17 protein-coding genes are annotated in these 19,365 nt (G+C 73.8%); 10 read left to right on the top strand and 7 right to left on the bottom strand.

Annotation, left to right across the window (positions count from 1 at the left end):
* Positions 1-2: 2 nt before the first annotated feature.
* A complete protein-coding gene (locus tag ACFP1K_RS21855) occupies positions 3-974 on the bottom strand; it encodes a sensor histidine kinase (RefSeq protein WP_380756221.1) in 972 nt (323 codons plus the stop codon).
* A gap of 190 nt (positions 975-1,164) precedes the next feature.
* Here ACFP1K_RS21855 and ACFP1K_RS21850 point away from each other — a divergent pair, with 190 nt between their 5' ends.
* Both ACFP1K_RS21850 and ACFP1K_RS21845 read left to right on the top strand, forming a co-directional pair.
* Complete coding sequence (locus tag ACFP1K_RS21850; RefSeq protein WP_380756219.1) at positions 1,165-2,040, top strand: helix-turn-helix transcriptional regulator; 876 nt, start codon at positions 1,165-1,167, stop codon at positions 2,038-2,040.
* A gap of 101 nt (positions 2,041-2,141) precedes the next feature.
* Positions 2,142-3,017, top strand: coding sequence for a helix-turn-helix transcriptional regulator (locus ACFP1K_RS21845; RefSeq protein WP_380756217.1), 876 nt, complete (start codon positions 2,142-2,144; stop codon positions 3,015-3,017).
* Positions 3,018-3,026: 9 nt separating this feature from the next.
* Here the strand turns inward: ACFP1K_RS21845 and ACFP1K_RS21840 are convergent, their stop codons facing one another.
* Positions 3,027-3,887, bottom strand: coding sequence for a RecB family exonuclease (locus ACFP1K_RS21840; protein ID WP_380756215.1), 861 nt, complete (start codon positions 3,885-3,887; stop codon positions 3,027-3,029).
* A gap of 104 nt (positions 3,888-3,991) precedes the next feature.
* Here ACFP1K_RS21840 and ACFP1K_RS21835 point away from each other — a divergent pair, with 104 nt between their 5' ends.
* From ACFP1K_RS21835 to ACFP1K_RS21820, 4 genes are all read left to right on the top strand, one after another.
* A complete protein-coding gene (locus ACFP1K_RS21835; RefSeq protein ID WP_380756213.1) occupies positions 3,992-5,128 on the top strand; it encodes a site-2 protease family protein in 1,137 nt (378 codons plus the stop codon).
* A 220-nt stretch (positions 5,129-5,348) separates the two neighbouring features.
* Entirely contained in the window at positions 5,349-6,884 is a 1,536-nt protein-coding gene (locus ACFP1K_RS21830; RefSeq protein WP_380756211.1) for a hypothetical protein, read from the top strand.
* Positions 6,885-6,894: 10 nt separating this feature from the next.
* On the top strand, positions 6,895-7,314 hold the full coding sequence (locus ACFP1K_RS21825) for a hypothetical protein (RefSeq protein WP_380756209.1): 420 nt from the start codon (positions 6,895-6,897) through the stop codon (positions 7,312-7,314).
* A complete protein-coding gene (locus ACFP1K_RS21820) occupies positions 7,311-8,900 on the top strand; it encodes an FHA domain-containing protein (protein ID WP_380756206.1) in 1,590 nt (529 codons plus the stop codon). Before ACFP1K_RS21825 ends, ACFP1K_RS21820 begins: the two co-directional genes overlap by 4 nt.
* 4 nt (positions 8,901-8,904) lie before the next feature.
* On the opposite strand, the gene ACFP1K_RS21815 is transcribed toward ACFP1K_RS21820, so the two are convergent.
* Positions 8,905-10,890, bottom strand: a complete 1,986-nt coding sequence (locus ACFP1K_RS21815) for a cation:proton antiporter (RefSeq protein ID WP_380756204.1) — start codon at positions 10,888-10,890, stop codon at positions 8,905-8,907.
* Positions 10,891-11,021: 131 nt separating this feature from the next.
* Here ACFP1K_RS21815 and ACFP1K_RS21810 point away from each other — a divergent pair, with 131 nt between their 5' ends.
* Positions 11,022-11,810: a protein kinase domain-containing protein gene (locus ACFP1K_RS21810; protein ID WP_380756202.1), complete on the top strand. Its 789-nt coding sequence runs from the start codon at positions 11,022-11,024 to the stop codon at positions 11,808-11,810.
* On the opposite strand, the gene ACFP1K_RS21805 is transcribed toward ACFP1K_RS21810, so the two are convergent.
* Both ACFP1K_RS21805 and ACFP1K_RS21800 read right to left on the bottom strand, forming a co-directional pair.
* A complete protein-coding gene (locus ACFP1K_RS21805; protein WP_380756200.1) occupies positions 11,807-12,490 on the bottom strand; it encodes a class II aldolase/adducin family protein in 684 nt (227 codons plus the stop codon). The two genes, ACFP1K_RS21810 and ACFP1K_RS21805, sit on opposite strands and share 4 nt — an antisense overlap.
* A 72-nt stretch (positions 12,491-12,562) precedes the next feature.
* A complete protein-coding gene (locus ACFP1K_RS21800; protein WP_380756198.1) occupies positions 12,563-13,153 on the bottom strand; it encodes a TetR/AcrR family transcriptional regulator in 591 nt (196 codons plus the stop codon).
* 85 nt (positions 13,154-13,238) lie between these two features.
* On the opposite strand from ACFP1K_RS21800, the gene ACFP1K_RS21795 reads away from it, so the two are divergent.
* From ACFP1K_RS21795 to ACFP1K_RS21785, 3 genes are all read left to right on the top strand, one after another.
* The gene (locus ACFP1K_RS21795; protein WP_380756196.1) at positions 13,239-14,156 is read left to right on the top strand and encodes a carbohydrate kinase family protein; all 918 of its coding nucleotides are present in this window, start codon (positions 13,239-13,241) and stop codon (positions 14,154-14,156) included.
* A 3-nt stretch (positions 14,157-14,159) separates the two neighbouring features.
* The gene (locus ACFP1K_RS21790; protein ID WP_380756193.1) at positions 14,160-15,380 is read left to right on the top strand and encodes an aminotransferase class III-fold pyridoxal phosphate-dependent enzyme; all 1,221 of its coding nucleotides are present in this window, start codon (positions 14,160-14,162) and stop codon (positions 15,378-15,380) included.
* Positions 15,381-15,528: 148 nt separating this feature from the next.
* A complete protein-coding gene (locus ACFP1K_RS21785) occupies positions 15,529-15,807 on the top strand; it encodes a hypothetical protein (RefSeq protein ID WP_380756191.1) in 279 nt (92 codons plus the stop codon).
* Positions 15,808-15,836: 29 nt separating this feature from the next.
* Here ACFP1K_RS21785 and ACFP1K_RS21780 read toward each other — a convergent pair whose 3' ends face one another.
* Together ACFP1K_RS21780 and ACFP1K_RS21775 are read right to left on the bottom strand one after the other, a co-directional pair.
* Entirely contained in the window at positions 15,837-16,577 is a 741-nt protein-coding gene (locus tag ACFP1K_RS21780) for an N-acetyltransferase (RefSeq protein WP_380756188.1), read from the bottom strand.
* Between the two features lie 57 nt (positions 16,578-16,634).
* Positions 16,635-19,304, bottom strand: a complete 2,670-nt coding sequence (locus ACFP1K_RS21775) for a helix-turn-helix transcriptional regulator (protein WP_380756186.1) — start codon at positions 19,302-19,304, stop codon at positions 16,635-16,637.
* Positions 19,305-19,365: the final 61 nt, after the last annotated feature.

The following is a 19,365-nucleotide window of genomic DNA, read 5'->3' as shown; positions in this document are numbered from 1 at the left end:
GCTTACCGAGCGGGCGTGGCCGGAAGGCGCAGGGTGAAGGACGCCGCGCCGTGGACGTGCAGGCTGCCGTCGTGGACGCGCGCGATGGCGCGGGCCACCGAGAGGCCGAGGTCGGTGCCGTCGCCGGCGGTGTCCAGATGGGTGAAGATCCGCGCGGCGTCGCCGACGAACGGGGACCCCGCGGTCATGGTCAGGACGGCGTCGCCCCCGTCGCGGCGCACCTCCACGAGCACGGTGCCGTCGCAGCGGGTCCTGGCGCAGTCCAGCATGGCGGCGAAGACCTGGCGCAGTTCGGCGCGGGAGGCGTGGGCCGTGATCCCCGGGACCAGGGCCAGGCGCACCACGGCCCGGTCGGGCCGGCGCGCGATCTCCTCGCGGGCCAGCAGCGCGAGGTCGACGTGCTCACGCTCGGCCGCCTGGGGCGTCCCGCCCCCCGCGATCCGCCCGAGCTCGCCGACGACCGACTCCAGCCGGTCGACGTCCCGCAGCGCCCGCCCCACCAGATCGTCCAGGTCGGTCTGCTCCGGGTGCAGCCGGGCCTCCTCCAGTTCGGCGCGGAGCCCGGCCAGCGGCGTGCGCAGCCGGTGCGAGGCGTCGGAGGCGAACCGCTGCCGCTCCTCCGCGAGCGCGTGCGCCTGCCGCTCCCGCCCCCCCGGCTCGTACCCCGGCCACCCGTCGAGGGCACCGTGCCCGTCCTGCCCGTCGGAGGCGCCGTGCCCGTTCTGCCCGGCGCGCTCGCCGGGCGCGTTGTGCCTCGCCTGGGCGGCATGTGAGGTCGGGGGGGTATGTCCGTCGGCGCGGGCCGGGTCGTCGCAGGTGTACCTGCGGCCGGCCGGGCAGGCGGGGGCGGGGTGGCTGATGTTGATGACGATGGTGGCGTCCGGCGAGGTGCGGCCCCCGGGCGCCTGGGGGGTCGGCCTGCCGGGGTGACCGGGGGCGGCCGGTTGTTCGCTCCGCCGTGTATGAATGGTCACGCCCGTCATGATGACCTTCCTGGTCGAGGTAAGGAGTTCCGGCGAGGATGGGCGCCGGTTCCTTCCAGGCAACCATGTCGATGGACGGGTTTGGGTCCTTGGCCTCGCCCTCTCGACACCCGGATCGGGAGTACTACTTTTAACCATAAAGAAAGCCGCATATAACCATAAAACGGGCATAATCGATGTCATGGACCATGGGGCCGCGCTGGGGGAGTTCCTAAGGTCCCGCCGCGCCCGGCTCAGCCCCGAGGACACCGGAACCCCGCCGGTACCGGGGCGGCGCCGCGTGCCCGGACTGCGCCGGGAGGAACTGGCCCGGCTCGCAGGGGTCAGCGTCGACTACTACACCCGGCTGGAGCAGGGGCGCAGCCACCACGCCTCCCCGGTCGTCCTGGACGCCCTGGCACGCGCGCTGCGGCTGGACGGCACCGAGCGCACCCACCTGTGGAACCTCGCCGACGCCCGCCCGGAGACCGCCGGCCGCCCCCGGTACGAGCCGCCGCAGCGGCTGCGGCCGGAGACCTGGGACCTGCTCGCCATGCTGGACGGCGGCGGCGCGCCGGCCGTGGTCGTCGGCCGGCGCCTGGACATCCTCGCCGCCAACCGGCCGGCCCGGGCGCTGCTGTTCGACGTCGACCTCGACACCCTGCCGATCAGGGAACGCAACCTGGCCAGGCTCCTGTTCTGCCGTCCCGGCTTCCGCGAGCGGTACGTGGACTGGGAGGCGATGGCCACCGTGGCCGTCGCCACCCTGCAATTCGATCTCGGCCGCCACCCGGACGACCCCCTGCTGGGCGACCTGCTGAGCGATCTGCGGGAGGCCAGCCCGGTCTTCCGGCGGCTGTGGGCCGCGCGCGACGTCAACGAGCGCGACACCCTGCGGGCCCGCTACCGCCATCCGGAGGCCGGCGAACTGGTGCTGACCCACCACGCGATGTCCCTCCCGTCGGTGCCCGACCAGGTCCTCCTCGTCTACACCGCCGAACCCGGCTCCCCGTCGGCCGGCACGCTGCGCCGGATCGTCCGGCGGTACGACGAGCGGCGGTCCACGACGGTCAGGTGAACAAAGACCCTGATATCACCTTGTCTGGTCCTGTATTGACGATTGCTACTTTTAACCATCTAAAGAACTACATATAACCGTAAATGGGACAAGATAGCTTCATGGGTGCGTCAGGGCACGACTCAACACTGGGGGACTTCCTGAAGTCCCGCCGCGCCCGGGTGAGCCCCGAGGACACCGGCACCCCGCCGGTGCCGGGGCGGCGCCGGGTGCCGGGGCTGCGGCGCGAGGAGCTGGCCCGGCTCGCGGGGGTCAGCGTCGAGTACTACACCCGGCTGGAGCAGGGCCGCAGCCGCAACGCCTCCCCGATGGTTTTGGACGCCATCGCCCGCGCGCTGCGGCTGGACGACACCGAGCGCTCCCACCTGTGGAACCTCTCCGGCACCCTGCCGGGCAAGGCGAGACACGGCCCGCCCCAGCGGGTGCTCCGCGAGACCTGGCACCTGCTCGCCAGGCTGGAGCGCGGCGAGGTGCCGGCGCTGGTCCTCGGCCGGCGGATGGACCTGCTCGCCCTCAACAAGCCGGCCCGCGCGCTGTTCCAGGGCATCGACCTCATGGCCGTACCGGCCGGCGAGCGCAACATGGCGCGGATCATGTTCTGCGACCCCCGCGTCCGCGAGATCTACCCGGAGTGGGAGGACGTGGCCGCCGAGATCACCGGCACCCTGCAGTTCTACCTCGGCCGCCACCCGGACGACCCGCTCATGCACGAGCTGGTCTGCGACCTGCGGAAGGCCAGCCCGGTGTTCCGGCGGCTGTGGGCCGAGCACCAGGTCACCGAGCGCGTCATGGGGGAGAAGCGCTACCGCCATCCGGTGATCGGCGAGCTGACCGTCACCTATCAGGCGATGGCGCTGCCCGGCGTGCCCGACCAGACGCTGCTGGTCTTCACCGTCGAGCCCGGCTCGGCCTCCGAGGACGCCCTGCACAGGGTCGTCGCGTGGTACGAGGAGCAGCAGCAGGGGCAGCGGGTGTAGCCGGCGGCCCTACAGCTCGTCGGTGGCGGCGCGGCTCGCGCCGCGGACGGTGTCGCCGGGGCGGCGGTCGGGGACGGGCGGGGGGGTGCCGCCCCACTCGGGGCAGATGGCCTGGTGGTCGCACCAGTCGCACAGCCGGCTGCGGCGGGCCCGCCACTCGCGGGTGGTGAGCGACCGCTCGATGGCCTCCCACAGCGCCTGCACCTTGCGCTCGGTGGCCCGCAGGTCGGCCTCGTCCGGCGCGTACCGCACCACCTCGCCGTTGCCGAGGTACATCAGCTGGAGCACGCGCGGGACCTTGCCGTGCAGCCGCCACAGCACCAGGGCGTAGAACTTCATCTGGAACAGCGCCTTGGCCTCGAAGTCCCGCCCCGGGGCGCTGCCGGTCTTGTAGTCGACCACCCGCACGTCCCCCGACGGCGCGACGTCCAGCCGGTCGATGTACCCGCGCAGCATCAGCCCGGTGTCCAGCACCGCCTCGACGTACAGCTCGCGCTGGGCGGGCTCCAGCCGCCGGGGGTCCTCCAGGGCGAAGTAGCGCTCCACCATCTGGCGGGCCTGGCCGAGCCACCGCTCGCGCTCTGTGCCGTCGGTGAACAGGTCGGCGTACTCGGGGGTCTCGCCGAGCAGGCGCGCCCACTGGGGGTCCAGCAGGGCCTGGGCCGCCGCCACGGTGCGCTCGCCCGGCGGCAGGTCGTACAGCCTCTCCAGCACCGCGTGCACCAGGGTGCCGCGCACGGCCGCCGGGGAGGGCTTCTCGGGCAGGCGGTCGATCACCCGGAAGCGGTAGAGCAAGGGGCACGTCATGTAGTCGCCGGCCCGGGAGGGGGACAGGCTTCCGACGATCGCCGGCGGCTCCGTGGTGCTCATCCTCGAAACTGTAAGGCAGTGCGCCGACACTTCGCCCCCGTCCGATCGGCTGATCAACGGCTCAGGGCGCGTAGCATCGAGCACAAGGAGGAACAGAGACCATCATGAGCACCCAGACCCCACAACGGCCTGAGTCTCCGGGGCTGCGCATGGGACGCCCGTTCGGCATCCCCGTCTACGTCTCGCCGACCTGGTTGATCGTCGCGGCGTTCATCACCTACACCTTCCAGCCCCAGGTGGCGGCGGAGCTGCCCGACCGGGAAACCGTGATCACCTACGTGGTGGCCTTCGTCTTCGCGGTCTTCTTGTACGTCTCGGTGCTGCTGCACGAGCTCGCGCACTGCGTGGTGGCCCGCCACTTCGGGCTCCCGGTGAAGCGCATCACCCTGTACCTCCTCGGCGGCGTCTCCGAGATCGAGCGCGAGCCCGAGACCCCGGCCAGGGAGTTCGCCGTCGCGTTCGCCGGCCCGCTGCTGTCGCTGGTCCTGGCCGGCGTGGGCTTCGTCGCCAGCGACCTGCTGCCGGTGGGCACCATCCCGCACGTCCTGGTGTGGCAGCTGTGGGTGTCCAACCTGATCGTCGGGGTGTTCAACCTGCTGCCCGGCCTGCCGCTGGACGGCGGGCGCATGCTCAGGGCCGGGGTGTGGAAGGTCACCCGCAACTCCGGCACCGGCACGCTGGCCGCCGCGTGGTTCGGCCGCGGCCTGGCCGTCGTCCTGGTCGTGGGCCCGCTGGCCCTGGCGCTGTCGACCGGCCAGGAGCCGAGCTGGAGCATGATGCTGTGGTCGGTGCTGCTGGCCTCCTTCATCTGGATCGGCGCCAGCCAGTCGCTGCGGGTGGCCCGGGTGCGCGCCCGCATGCCGCAGCTCCAGGCCCGCACGCTGGCCCGCCGCGCGATCCCCGTCACCTCCGAGGTGCCGCTGGCCGAGGCCATGCGCCGGGCCCGGCAGGCCGAGGCGGGCGCCATCGTGGTGGTCGACCACGAGGGCAGCCCCATCGCCATCGTCAGCGAGTCCGCGGTGACGGCGACGCCCGAGCAGCGGCGGCCGTGGGTGACCGTCGGGTCGCTGGCCCGCACCCTCGAGCCCTCCCTGGTGCTGCGGGCCGACCTGTCGGGCGAGGCCCTGCTCGACGCCATGCGCGGCGCGCCCTCCGGGGAATACCTCCTCGTGGAGCGGGGCGGCGACATCTTCGGCGTCCTGGTCACCGCGGACGTCAACCGCGTGTTCTCCGGGGTCTGAGACATCCTGCCCCCGGGCGGGATGTCACGGATCCGTAATACCCGGAACGGACCTCCCGGCGAACCTCGGCGACCGGTCGGGCGTCTGATCAGTGGCGCACGCGGCGGGGGCCGGGGCACGGGGGAGGGTTCGCGCTCTTTGTCCCACTCGTCAGCGGCGTGTGCCGAGACTACTGTTCCGATCACGCCGATCACGGCTTCGTAGAGTAGGAACGTTCGCATTGGCCACGCCACAAACACCCCCCGCGCCCGGCGACCTGACGCCGGAGCTCCTGGCCGCCCCCCAATGGAGCGACCAGATGGTCGCGGCGGCCGGCATTCCGATGTACGACATTCCCTTCCTGACCATCGGCGGGGGCATCGGGTCGTTCGTCACCCTGGACTACCTGCGCATCTACGGGGTCCCGACCTCGCAGATGCGGGTGGTGTCCAACATCGACCATCCCTGGCAGACGTACGAGTTCCTCACCAGGTGCTCGCAGATCCCCCGCAAGGAGCGCATCCGCTCGGACTCCGCCTCCCGGCCCGACAACATCTGGGGCTTCCCGTCGTACGCGCTGGAGGAGGCGTGGCGGGACAAGAACCCGTCGTACCTCTGGCAGTTGCTGACCGAGCCCATCCTCAACGACTACTGGACGCCCCGGGCCGGGACGGTGTTCCAGAACCTGGAGCGTGAGGCCAGGCGCATCAACTACTGGGACATGCTGGTCAAGGGCCAGGTCCGCATGGTGCGCCGCAGGCAGGGCGGCGGCTACTTCACCGTGGTCACGCCGCCAGAAGGCCAGGCGAACACCAAGCGCATCGTGTTCCGCTCGCGCTTCGTGCACATCGCCATCGGCTACCCCGGCCTGAAGTTCCTGCCCGACCTGCAGGAGTTCCGGCAGAAGTACGGCGACTACCAGCACGTGGTGAACGCCTACGAGCCGCACGAGCAGGTCTACGAGTTCATGAAGGCCAGGGCGGGCACCGTGGTGATCCGCGGCGGCGGCATCGTCGCGTCCCGGGTGCTGCAGCGCCTGTTCGACGACCGCGAGCGGTTAGGGCTGAAGACCCAGATCATCCACATCTTCCGCACCTACATCACCGGGTCGCACGGGCCGCACATCTGGATGCGCCGCCGGGGCGGCGACGGCTGGGCGTACCAAGGCTTCAACTACCCGAAGTCGGTGTGGGGCGGCCAGCTCAAGGCCGAGATGCGCAAGCTGGAGGGCGCCGACCGCGCCAAGAAGTACAAGGAGATGGGCGGCACCAACACCCCGCGGCGGCGCCGCTGGCAGGAGCAGATGCGCGACGGGCGCGGCGGCGGGTACTACCACTCCGTGCAGGGCGTCGTGGAGAAGGTCGAGCCCACCGGGGACGGCCGCCTGCTCAGCCACGTGCGCAGCGGCGACGGCACCATCCGCGAGCCGGTCTCGGACTACATCATCGACTGCACCGGCCTCGAGGCCGACATCGCCGAGCACCGCGTCTTCGACGACCTGCTGAAGAACGGCGGCGCGTACCGCAACCCGGTCGGGCGGCTGGAGGTCGAGCGCCACTTCGAGGTGAAGGGCACGGCCAGCGGGGACGGCGCGCTTTACGCGTCCGGCTCCGCCACGCTCGGCGGCTACTTCCCGGGCGTGGACACCTTCCTCGGCCTGCAGATCGCGGCCCAGGAGATCGCCGACGACCTCGCCAGGCGCGGCTTCTGCCGGCGCATGGGGCCGGCGCGCTCCACGTCCCAATGGCTCAAGTGGGCACGCAACAAGCCCGTCTAAGGAGACGACCGTGGTTCCGACCTTGTTCGGCCGCATCCAGACGCGGCTGTTCCTGCTCGCCACCGTGGGCGTGGTGGTCACACTGATCATCGTCCCGCTGCTCGGCGCCGAGATCGGCACGGGCCTGCTGGTCCTGCTGGGCGTCGCGGTGCTCGGCGTGCTGTGGGAGCTCCTCTACCACTTCCTGATGCAGTTCCGGTGGGAGAAGGACTGGCCCACGCTGTTCGGATTGCTGACGCTTGTGCCGGAAGGACTTCTGCTGTTCTTTTTGCTACGGTCCGGTGCCATCGGCATCATCGACCCGGCCCCGCCTGCCTCAGTGTTCTGGACCCAGTTCATCCTGGTCTGGCTCGCCGTGTGGCTCGTGGCCAACGGGCCCATGCGGGTGCCGTTCATCCGCTGGCGATTTCGGGGAGGGAGAGTTCTGTGACGGACGAAGGCGTGGGTGTGGTGCGTCCACTACCCGGTGACGGGCTGATCGCCCATGTGGGCGGCCTGCTGCTGGTGTGCGACGCGGCCGGAGCCGTCGCCGGGGAGCTGCTCGCCGCGGTCGAGGAGACCGTGGCGACGGGCGGGGACGGGCGGGCGCTGGCCCGCCGCGCCGCCCAGGTCCTCGCGCGGGCGATGACGGCCGAGCCGATCGCCTGCGCCCTGGCCGGCCGCGCGGGCGACGGCCTCGCGGTGCTGGTCAGCGGGGACGCACAGGCCGTGGCCGCCGGGCCGGGCGGGGAGCTGCGCCTCGACGGCCGGGACGCCCTGACCTGGACCGACCGCATGGTCCGCGGCCCGGTGTCCCGGGTGGAGCTGCGCCTGCCCGGCGCGGGCGAGCCGTTCGCCCGCGCCCGGCTGGACTCCGGCGTGGTCGCCGGCGGCGGCGTGATCTGCGACTACGACACCTCCGGCGCGCCCGCGGGGCAGACGATCGCCCGCTCCCCGCAGCAGTCTTCCCCCGCGCCGTCCGGCGCGGCCCCGTACTCCTCCGGCCCGTCCCAGCAGAACCCCCCCGCGTACTCCTCAGGTCCCTCCCAGCAGAACCCGGCCCCGTACTCCTCCGGCCCGTCCCAGCAGAACCCCGCCCCGTACTCCTCGGGCCCCTCCCAGGCGGGCCCCGCGCCGTACGGCTCCGGCCCCCCGCAGCACGCCCCCGCGCCCTACGGCTCCGGGCCGTCCCAGCCCGCGCCGTACCAGTCAGGGCCCTCGGAGCCCCTGGGGCGTCCCGAGCACGGCGAGTACGGCGCGCCGATGGCGCCGCCCGAGCGCGAGGCGCCCCGCCAGGCGCCGGACCACCGGCCCGCCCCGGCGGAGCCCTCACAGGGCCACCAGGGGCCCGGCGAGGCGCCCCGGCCGGACTACGAGCGCGGGCCCGGCATGCTCACCGACCCCGAGGGGGCGGCGGCGCCCGGCGGGCAGGGGGACCCCGGCGAGCGGGCCGAGTCACCCGGGTTCGAGTCGTTCCTGCTCATCGACCAGGGCGACGACGGTGAGCAGGAGTCGATCCTGGAGCCCACCGAGCTCGGCCAGGCCCCCGAGCCGCCGAGCCGCCCCATGGTGTACGGCGTCGACTGCAAGAACGACCACTTCAACGACCCCCGGGTGCCCTACTGCGCGGTCTGCGGCATCGCGCTGGTGCAGCGCACGCTGGTGCCGTACAAGGGCGAGCGCCCGCCGCTCGGGGTGCTGCTGCTCGACGACGGCATGACGCTGAACCTCGAGACCGACTACCTGCTCGGCCGCGACCCCGAGCGGGCCCAGGAGGTCACCTCGGGCGAGGCCCGCCCCGCCAGGGTCACCAGCCCCGACGGGTCGGTCTCCCGCCGCCACCTGCGGGTGCGCCTCGACAGCTGGGACGTCAACCTCATCGACCTGGGCTCCGTCAACGGAACCCAGGTCCAGCCCCCCGGCGACCCCAACTTCTACGACATCCCGCCGAACGAGCCGGTGCCCATCCTGCCCGGCACCACGGTCCGCATCGGCGTCTCGCGCACGATGCGGTACGAGTCCCACCGCAACGCCTGACGGCTCACGTCGTCTCCGCCGCCGTCGGCTCGGCGCGGGCGGGGACGACGGCGGCCCAGTCGACCGGGTCGGCGTCCTGCTCGGCGCGCACCAGCAGGTGCGCGCCGGCGGGGGCCTGGTCGTCGTCGGCGGCGACCAGCAGCCCGTCCCGCGGGACCTCCGCGGCCGCGGAGGCGTCGACGCCGAGACGGGACAGGCGCTGGGCGAGCGCGGCGCCGCGGCCCTTGGCGAGGACCACCAGGGGACGGCCCGTGGCGAGCGCCAGTTCCAGGGCTACCTGGGCGGCGGCGTCCCCGCCGCCGTGCAGCAGCGTCACGGGCCCCGTCGCCTCGTAGGCGCCGGGGAGCACCGTCACCACGCGGCAGGCCGCCTCGGCGAGGACCGCCTCCCGCCCGGGGGCGTCCTCGGGGACGAGCACCACGTCGGGGTGGGCGCTCAGCACCAGGCCGGGCAGCTCGGCCGGGACGTCGGAGGAGAACCGGCTCACCACGCGCGCCTCGGCGCCGCTCCCGCGCGCCTGCGCGGCCATCTCCTCCAGCCCGCCGAGCGCCTTGGTCATCTCGGCCAGCTCCGACCACAGGCCGGTGCCCACCTCCAGGCGCCTCGGCGGGTACGGCCGCAGGTGCCCGAGCACGACCTCCGACGGCCTGCGCGCGGACGCCAGCGCCGCGGCCAGCCCGCCGAGCGGCCCGGCCGTGGCCGGTTCCCCCGGCACCACGGTGAGCACGCGGTACGCCTCGGGCACGCCGAGCGCGACGCGCTCGGCCTCGGCGATGTCCCTGGCGATGCGGCGGTCGGGGTAGATCCTGCGCAGCAGCGGCCCGGTCAGCGCCGTGGTGAACAGCGCCATCAGCACCATCAGCGAGTACAGCTCGGGATCCAGCACCCCCTTCTGCAGGCCGACCGTCAGGATGACGATCTCGGTCAGCCCCCGGGTGTTCAGCAGCACGGCCAGCGCGGACGCCTGCCGTCCCGGCACCCGCTGCAGGCGCGCCCCGGCGTACGACCCGATCAGCTTGCCGCCGATCGCCACCGCCAGGATCGCCGCCAGCACCCCGAGGCTGGACACCGTGAGGTTGCGCAGGTTGACGTTCATCCCGGACACCACGAAGAACATCGGCAGCAGCAGGAGCACCGACAGCTGCTCCAGGCGCTCCAGGATCTGGTGGTTGAGCCGTTCGGCCGCCTCGCGCGGCATCACGGCGCCGAAGAGGAACGCTCCGAAGATGAAGTGGACGTGCATCCACTCGGTCGCCCAGGCCGAGGCGAACAGCCCGAGCAGCACCACCGACAGGAGGTTCGGGGTGAGCCGCCCGGCCCGGTCGAAGGCGGGCACCAGCCGGGCCAGCAGCGGCCGGACCACCAGGAACATCACCAGGGCGTACGGCACCGCGAGCAGCACCTGCCACTGCGCCGTGGTCTCCCCGGCGCCGGCGATCGCGACGACCACGGCCAGCACCGTCCACGCCAGCACGTCGATCACCGCCGCGGAGGCCAGCGCCAGGCCGCCGAGGGGGGTGCGCTGGATGCCGCGGTCGGTCAGGATGCGCGCCAGCACGGGGAACGCGGTGGCCGCCATGGCGGCGCCGAGGAACAGCACGAACGGCAGTGGGTTGCCGCCGCCGTGGTCGTCTATCAGGAACAGCGCCAGCACCACGCCGAGCACGAACGGCACGCCGCTGGAGCCGAGGGCGACGGACGCCGCCACCTTGCCCTTGCCCCGCACCAGCTTCTGGTCGAGTTCCAGGCCCACGACGAACATGAACAGCACCAGGCCGACGTTGGCCAGCGCGCTCAGCGCCGGCTTGATGTCGGGCCCGAACAGGTCCTCGCCGAGCCAGGGACCGAGGAGGGTCGGGCCGAGCAGGATGCCGGCCACGATCTCGCCGATCACCGGTGGCTGGCCGATCCGGCGGGCGAGCAGGCCGAGGAGCCGTGCCGCGCCCAGCACGATCACCAGGTCGAGAAGAAGGACATCGACACGCAGCATCGGACATCGTCCCCGTTGCTAAGGAAAGTCAGATCACGACCCCCGATAATGGTCGACGCGACGCTATCGCGAGTTGGGCGGGCGACGCGATGAAAACAGCGGTCGGGGGTGCTATGAGGAGGAACGCGAATTTGGACGGCATCGCCGACTACGAGTTCGTCCGGCCACTCGGTGCCGGAAACCATGGGGAGTTCTTCCTGGCACGCAGGCCGCAGCGGCTGCCCGTGCCGGACGAGCACGTGGTGGTGAAGGTCGTCGGAGGCACCGGCGACGAGGCGTTCCGGCGTGCCACCCGGGAACTGAAGGCGTTCGCGCGGGTCCGGTCGCCGTTCCTGGTGACGCTGTACGACGCGGGCCAGCAGGACGGCGTCTTCTACTACTCCATGGAGTACGTCCCCGGCGGGCCGCTGTCCGGGCCCGCGGAGAAGCCGTCCAGGGAGCACGCGCTGCGGGCGGTGGCCTGCGCGGCGCGGGCGGCCCAGGCCCTGCACGAGGAGGGCATCGTGCACCGGGACATCACCCCCGGCAACGTCCTGCTCACCTCGGACGGCGGCAAGCTCGCCGACCTCGGCCTGTCACAGGTGCTGACGCCGGGCGCCACGATCACCGGGATGGGCGGCCTCGGCTCGGTCGAGTTCACCGACCCCGGCATCCTTCAGGGCGACAAGCCGTCCCCGGCGGGCGATGTCTGGTCGCTCGGCGCCACGGTCCACTGGGCCGTCACCGGCCACGGCCTCTACGGCGACCTGCCCACCCACGACCCCCTGCTGACCCTCCGCAAGATCTACAGCACGCCTCCGTCGCTCAGCGCCGGCCTCGACACCGGCCTGCGCGACCTGATCACCACCTGCATCGGGCCCGCCGCCAAACGCCCCACCGCGCACACCCTCGCCGACCAGCTCTACCGCCTCGCCGCCTAGGCGGGCGGCGGGGACGAGGTGAGCCCCCAGCGGGTGCCGGTGTCCCGGCCGCTGAGGGCGCGGCCGATCACCGCGACCAGCTCCTCCTCGGTGAGGACGCGGGGCTCGCCGATCATCTTGGCCTGGACGTAGACCTGGCACAGCCACTCCAGCAGGCGCGCGCCCGCCAGCGCCTCGGAGAGGTCCGGGCCGACGGCGACGGCGCCGTGGTTCTGCATCAACGCGGCCTGCCTGCCTTCCAGGGCGGCGCTCACGTGGGCGGCCAGCTCGGGGGTGCCGTAGGTGGCGTAGGGGGCGACGCGCACCACCCCGCCGAGCAGCAGGGCGTTGTAGTGGACGGGCGGCAGCTCGGTCATCGTGGCCGAGACGACCACGGCGTACGACGAGTGGGTGTGCACGATCGCGCGGGCGGCGCCGGTCCCGTAGACGGCGAGGTGCATCGGCGTCTCCGAGGACGGCGGGCGGGCGCCCTCCACCACCTCGCCGGACATGTCCAGCACCGGGCAGTCCTCGGGCGTCAGCTCGTCCAGCGCCACCCCGCCGGGGGACACGGCGACCATGTCGTCCCGCCGGACGCTGATGTTCCCGGCCGTCCCGAGCACCAGGCCGGTCTCGACCATCCGCCGCCCGGTCTCGCACAGCAGCCGCCGTTCCTCGGCCAGCCTCATCTCGGTCTCCACAGTCACTAGATTCCCGACATATCACTTTTGCGCGCATTCTTCCGCGCGCCCACCCCTGGGTTCACCGGGGGCTCACGCGGCCAGCCGGTCCAGCTCGGACGTCATCAGGCGGGCCAGCGCCTCGGGGGAGAGGCGGTCGGGGTAGAGCAGGCGGTGCAGGCTGAGGCCGTCGACCAGGGCCAGGAGGCGCTCGGTGACGTCGTCCAGGTCCTCGGCGGCGGCGAGCTCGCCGGCCGCGGCGGCGGCGCCGAGCAGGGTGCGCACCAGGTGGCGCAGCTCGGCGGCCTCCTCGCGCTGCACCTCCAGCAGCGTGCCGCCCGCGAGGCTGCGGCCCCAGAAGCCGACCTCCAGCGCGGTCTCCCCGGCCCGCTCGCCGTCCAGCGGCAGGTTGTCCAGCAGAAGCTCGCGCAGCGCGGCCAGCCCGGTCCGCCCGGCCAGCTTGTCCTTCAGGCGGCGCACGATGCGGCGGTGCGAGGAGCGCAGGGCCGCCAGCAGGATCTCGTCCTTGTCGGCGAAGTAGTGGGTGAGCACGCCGTTGGAGTAGCCCGCCTCCTTGGCGATGGCCCTGGTGGTGGCCCCCTCGATGCCCTCGCGCAGGATCACCCTGCGGGCGGCGGCCACCACCTCCGCCCGGCGTTCCTCGTGGTCGACGATCTTCGGCATCCGGCCTCCCTCGGGGTGGGCTTGACATTTTAGTCGGTCGCCCGTCTATTATCCGGCCACTTCCTCTAACGCGAAGGGTCGCCACATGTCCGTCGTCACCGTCGGGGCGCACATCGTCGATGTGCTGGCCAGGCCCGTGGAGTCCATCCCGGCCGGCCAGGACACCCACCTGCTGGAGCAGATCAGGGTCACCGCGGCGGGCGCGGCGGCGGCCACGGCCGTGGACCTCGCCAAGCTGGGCGTTCCCGTCGCCTCGGTGGGCGCCGTCGGCGACGACGAGCTGGGCGACCTCCTCGTCATGATCATGGGGCGGCACGGCGTGGACGTCCGGGGCGTCGTGCGCAAGCCCGGCGAGCAGACGGCCGCGTCCGTCCTGCCCATCCGTCCCGACGGCGGCCGCCCGTCCTTCCACGTCCCCGGGGCCAACCTCGGCCTGTCCACCGCCGACGTGGACCCCGCGGCGATCATCGGCGCCCGCGTCGTCCACCTCGGCGGCATGGACGTCACCTGGGGCCTGCACGACCCCGCCTTCCACGAGACGCTGCGCGCCGCCCGGACGGGCGGCACCGTCGTCACGCTGGACCTGCTGTCCAACATGCCCGAGCTGATGCCCGCCGCCCGGGCCTTCCTGCCCTTCACCGACCACTTCCTGCCCAACGAGGAGCAGGCCCTGATGATGACCGGCGCCTCCGGCGTTGAGGAGGCCGCCGCCGCGCTGCTGGCCGAGGGCCCCACCTCGGTGATCGTCACCCTGGGCGGCGAGGGCAGCCTCGTCGCCACCGCCGAGGGGGTGACCCGGGTGCCCGCGCTGGACGTGCCGGTGGTGGACACCACCGGATGCGGCGACGCGTACTGCGCCGGGTTCATCGCCGGGCTGCTCGACGGCAGGGACGTCCTGGCCGCCGCCCGGCTCGGCACGGCCGTCGCGGCCCGCGTGGCCGGCGGGCTCGGCTCCGACGCCGGGCTCGACGGCCTGACCATCGGCTCGTTCGAAAGGATCTGACCCATGTCCGACGCATCCCTGCGCGAGCGGGCCGCCAAGGTCGTCCCCGGCGGCATGTACGGCCACCTCAACGCCGCCATCTTCGCGCCCGGCTACCCCCAGTTCTTCGTCCGCGGCGAGGGCTGCCGCCAATGGGACGCCGACGGGCGCGAGTACGTCGACCTGATGTGCAGCTGGGGGCCGATCATCCTCGGCCACCGGCACCCCGTGGTGGAGGCCGCCGCGGCGGCGCAGCGCGCCGAGGGCGACTGCCTCAACGGGCCGGGCCCGGTCATGGTGGAACTGGCCGAGCTGATGGTGGACACGATCCCCTCGGCCGACTGGGTCATGTTCTCCAAGAACGGCACCGACGCCACCACCCAGGCCCTGATGGTCGCCCGCGCCGCCACCGGCCGGGCCAAGGTGCTGGTCGCGCACGGCGCCTACCACGGCTCCGACCCCTGGTGCACGCCGGGCCCGGCGGGCACCACGCCGAGCGACCGCGCCGACCTGGTCGAGTTCGCCTACAACGACCTGGCCAGCGCCGAGGCCGCCGCGGCCCAGGCGGGCCCGGACGTCGCGGCGATCATCGTCACGCCGTTCAAGCACGACTCCTTCGAGGACCAGGCGCCCGCCGACCCCGCCTTCGCGCGCGGCCTGCGCGCCCTCGCCGACCGGCTCGGCGCCGCGCTGGTCATCGACGACGTGCGGGCCGGGTTCCGCCTCGACCTGCGCGGCTCCTGGGAGTCCCTCGGCGTGCGCCCGGACCTCACGGCGTGGAGCAAGGCCATGGCCAACGGCTACGCCATCGCGGCCGTCACCGGGACGGACGCGCTGCGCGGCCCCGCGCAGACCCTGTACTCCACCGGGTCGTTCTGGTTCTCCGCGGTGCCCATGGCCGCCGCCAAGGCCACCATCGAGACCCTGCGCGACGTGGACGGCGTGGCCCTGATGGAACGGGCGGGCACCCGCCTGCGCGAGGGCCTCGCCGCGCAGGCCGCCGCGCACGGCTTCACCGTCGCCCAGACGGGCCCCGTGCAGATCCCCTGGCTGTCGTTCGCAGGCGACGCCACCCTGGAGAAGGCGATGTACTGGTCGGAGGCGTGCCTGGCCGAAGGCGTCTACCTGCACCCCTGGCACAACTGGTTCCTGTCCGCCGCGCACACCGACGCCGACATCGACCGCGCGCTCCTCGGCACCGACACGGCCTTCGCCCGCCTGCGCGCCAAGTTCGGCGGCGACTGACCCCTGGCCTCTGACCCCCTGGGTGACCCTGGCGGGACACGACCGTCACGAGGGACTGAAGTGGTATCAAGCGGCCCGCCGCGCGCTCTTGTTTGTCGGAGGCGCGCCGGGGCACCGTGGCCGCGGCCGGCCCCTGGAGGGCGGAACCATGGAAACGCAGGGGGATTCGGGGGCGTACGCCCACATGGAACGGCAGAGGGCACAGGAGAGATTCACCTGTCCCGGCTGCGGCGCGGTCTCGCGCCTGGAGCCGATCGCCCGCACACTCACCACGGCCGCACCTTCCTGGGAGATGTGGCTACGCGCCCGCGGCGACGAGGTGACCGCGAAGATCCGCGTCGGCACCCAGATCACCGAACGCACCGGCAAGGGCAACGTGGACATGACCGCGATGCTCACCGAAGCCTGGCACGCCGCCACCGGCTGAGCCTCCCGCCACCGGCCGGGGGCCGGTGGCTAGAGGCTGTGGTGGACCCAGACGTTGGGCTCGACGTAGACGGCGTGGTCGTGGCGGACGGACACCCGCACCGGTACCAGGGCGCCGGGTACCACCACCTCGCCGTCGGCGTCGAAGGGCAGGCCGGTCCAGTCCCGCCACTGGGCCAGGGACCCGGCGATCGTCATGGAGGCGGGGCAGACACGGAGGATCCGGCCGCCGGCCCGGACGTGGACGCGTAGCCACGGGTCCACCGGCAGGCCGTCGGGGCGGGTGCGGAGGGCGTACTCGGTCATCGCGGCGTGCGGCTCGGCGGGCTTGCCGTTGGGGCGGACGGGGGCGAACAGATCGGCGTAGCCCTCCTTGGCGGCGGCGTCGCGCAGGGCGGCCAGCATCACCGACGACAGGCCGGTGCCGCGCAGGTGGGGGCGGATGGAGATCTCCAGCGCGGACACGGCGTGGGTCTCGCGGCCGTACATCCCGGCCCTGAGGCCCATCCCGAGCACCTCGTCCCAGCCGCGCTCCGGCAACTCGTCGGGGGTGCCGGTCCAGGGGAACGGCACGGCGTGGGCCTTGGCGGCCACGGCCTGGTCGGCACCGGCCAGGGCCAGGAGCTGGAGCCGCGGGAAGTGCCGCGGCAACGCGCCCATCATGTTCCCCATCTGGTCCTCGAGCATGAAGTCGGGCCAGCCGCCGGAGAAGGTCCACAACTCGTCGCTCAGGTCCGGCCGATCGGCCACGTTCACAACCTCGACGTCCATGCGCCCAGTATCGAGACCCGCCCGGCCGTCCCGCCACCGAGTTCTGCGCCCCGCGGGTCAGGGGGTGTCGAAGAAGCGGCGGAGGGCGGTGCGGTCGTTGACGCCGGTGCGTTCGTAGACCGCGCCGAGGTGGTTGGCCACGGTGCGGACGGACAGGACCAGGCGCATGGCGATGTCGCGGTTGGTCAGGCCCTGGGCGGCGAGCTGGGCCACCTCCAACTGGCGGGAGGTGAGGTCGGGGGCGGCGAGGCCGCGCAGGGCGGGGGTGCGGGCGCCCTCGCAGCGGGCGGCCAGGGCCCACGCCCGGGTCGTGGCGGCCAGCGCGGCCCGGGTGCGGCCCGTGCGGCGCAGCCGGGCGGCGGCCTGGGCCGCGGCCTCGGCGGCGTGCAGGATCATGCCGAGCTCCTGGAAGCCGGTCGCCACCTCCAGCAGCGCGTCGGCGTCGCCGGCCACGGCCGCGCGGGCGTGGTCGCGGGCCAGCAAGACCCGGCGCCCGTCGTGCAGCGCGGGCAGCTCGGCCAGGCGGTCCACGGCGTGCGCGGCGCCGCCGAGCCGCACCGCGTCGTGCAGCGCCACGAACTCGAACCCCGGCAGGCCCGCCGCGCGGCACTCCTCGGCGAACGCGAGGGCCAGCTCCACCGCCGCGCCGGTGTCCCCGTAGGCCGCGGCGATCCACACCCGGGTCAGCGACACCCACCGGGTGAAGCCGGTCCAGGTGGCGCGGTTGCGGCCGAGCGCCTCCTCCAGGGTGCCCTGCGCGCCCGCCGCGTCCCCGAGCAGCGTCTGCGCGGCGGCGTAGGCGCCCATGCAGCCGCCGACGGTGAGCGCCGTCGGGTGGTGGGCCGCGTCGTGCAGCACGCCGAGCGCGGTCTCCACCCGCCCGCGCGCGGTGGCCAGCTGTCCCTTCGCCAGGGCCAGGCTGCCCTCGCCGAGCGACCACCCCCGCTGCGCGGCGACCGCGGCCTCCATCGAGGCGACGGACTCCTCCATGGCCGTGAGGTCCCCGGCGAACAGCGCCGCCATGGCCCACGCCGAGTGCAGCGGGGACACCATGGCCGGCAGGGCGGTCTGCCACGAACCGGCGTCCGACAGCGCCTCGCGGGCCACGGCGACCGCCTCACCGGTCCGCCCGGCGTAGCACAGCGCGAGCGCCTGCGCCTTGAGGGTCTGCGTGCGCCCCGGCCCGGCGGGCAGGTCCCTCAGCAGCGCCGTGCCGAGGTCCAGCGCCGCCCGCGGCTTGGCCGCCCCCGCGGTGAGGTCGAGCCTGCGCATCGCGATCTGCCGCCGCGACGCCGGGTCGGCCAGCGCCGCCTCGGTCCGGTCCAGCAGGTCCAGCGCGTCCTGCAGGCGGTTCATCCCCCACGCCAGGTTGCTCGCCCGCGCCAGCGCCAGCCGCGTCATCGCCCCGGCCCGCTCGTCCGCCGCGGCGCCGTTCCCGGTGGGACCGTTCCCACCCGGGCGGGTGCCGCGGGGGGCCGCGGTGGCGGCCTCGGCCTCGGCGAGGACGGCGTGGGCCTCGTCGGGGTACTGGGCGTAGTCGAGGACGGTGGCCAGCAGTACGGCGGCGTCCACACCGCCGCCGGCGGCCAGGGCGGCGCGGCCGAGGCGGATGGCGAGGGGGTAGTCGTGCGCGGACCAGGCCAGCCCGCAGGCCGACATGAGCGGGCCGGGGGAGGCGTTCGCGCCGCTCTCCAGGCGCCACACGGTCAGGCGTAACGGATCGTCCCGGCGGCGCGCCCCGCTGCGCTCCAGGTCGGCGGCGAGGGCGGCGTAGCGGTTGCGGCGGCGCAGCGGCGGGCAGGCGTTCCTCGCCACCTCGCCGTACATGGGGTGCCCGAGACGGACGGTCATGCGCCGCCCGTCCGGCGACAGGCGCACCAGCCCCCGCTCCTCGGCCTCCTCCACCGCCTCGGGCGGGCACAGGGCGAGCAGGGTGCCGAGGCCGATCGGCTCGGCGAACGCGGTCAGCTCCAGCACGGCGCCCGCCTCGGGCGACAACCCGCCGACCCTCTCGCCCACCAGCTCGGTCAGCCGGGGCGCCAGCGGCGGCTCGCCGGTGAGCTGCCACATGCCGCGCACCGGCCGCAGCCTGCCGGAGTCGCGGGCCGCGCCGACCAGCTCGTGCAGCAACAGCGCGTTGCCCTCGGACGCGGTGGCGAGCCGCCGGACGGTGGCGTCGTCGGGCCGCCCGCCGAGCGCGGCGGCGAGAACGGTGGCGATGTCGTCCGGGTCCAGCGGCCCGATGTCGGCGCGGGCCGCGCGCCCGTCCCGCCACAGCGCGGTCACGCCGTCCGGCACCGGTTCGCCGGTGCGCAGGGTGGCCACGATCAGCGCGCCGTCCGCGACGACCAGGTGGTGGACGGCGGCGGCCGACGCGCCGTCCAGCAGGTGGGCGTCGTCCACCGCGAGCACGGGCATGCGGTTTCCGGCGTGCGCGCGGACCGCGTCGGCGGCCCAGCGCAGGGGGTTGAGCAGGCCCGGCGGGGCCTGATGCGGCAGCAGCCCGGCCAGGGCGCCGTACGGGATGCCGCCCGCCGCGCGGGTCGCCCTGATCGGGATGACGACGTGGGCGGGGGAGTGGAACGTGCGCAGCACCTCGGCCGCCAGCCTGCTCTTGCCCACCCCGGCGGGCCCGGCGATGACGACGCCGCGCGCCGTGCCGTCGTGTGCCAGGCGCACCAGCCCGGCCAGCTCCTCCTGGCGGCCCGCGAACGGCCAGATCGCCATGGCCGCCTCCCGCGTTCTTGTCCGGCTTGCCGCGGATCGTCTATGGTCCGCTTGTGGAGCG

The organism is Sphaerisporangium aureirubrum, assembly GCF_042658925.1.
Classification (GTDB): domain Bacteria; phylum Actinomycetota; class Actinomycetes; order Streptosporangiales; family Streptosporangiaceae; genus Sphaerisporangium; species Sphaerisporangium aureirubrum.
Note: the sequence above shows the minus strand (reverse complement) of the source record. Positions and strands in the feature narration are given on the sequence as shown.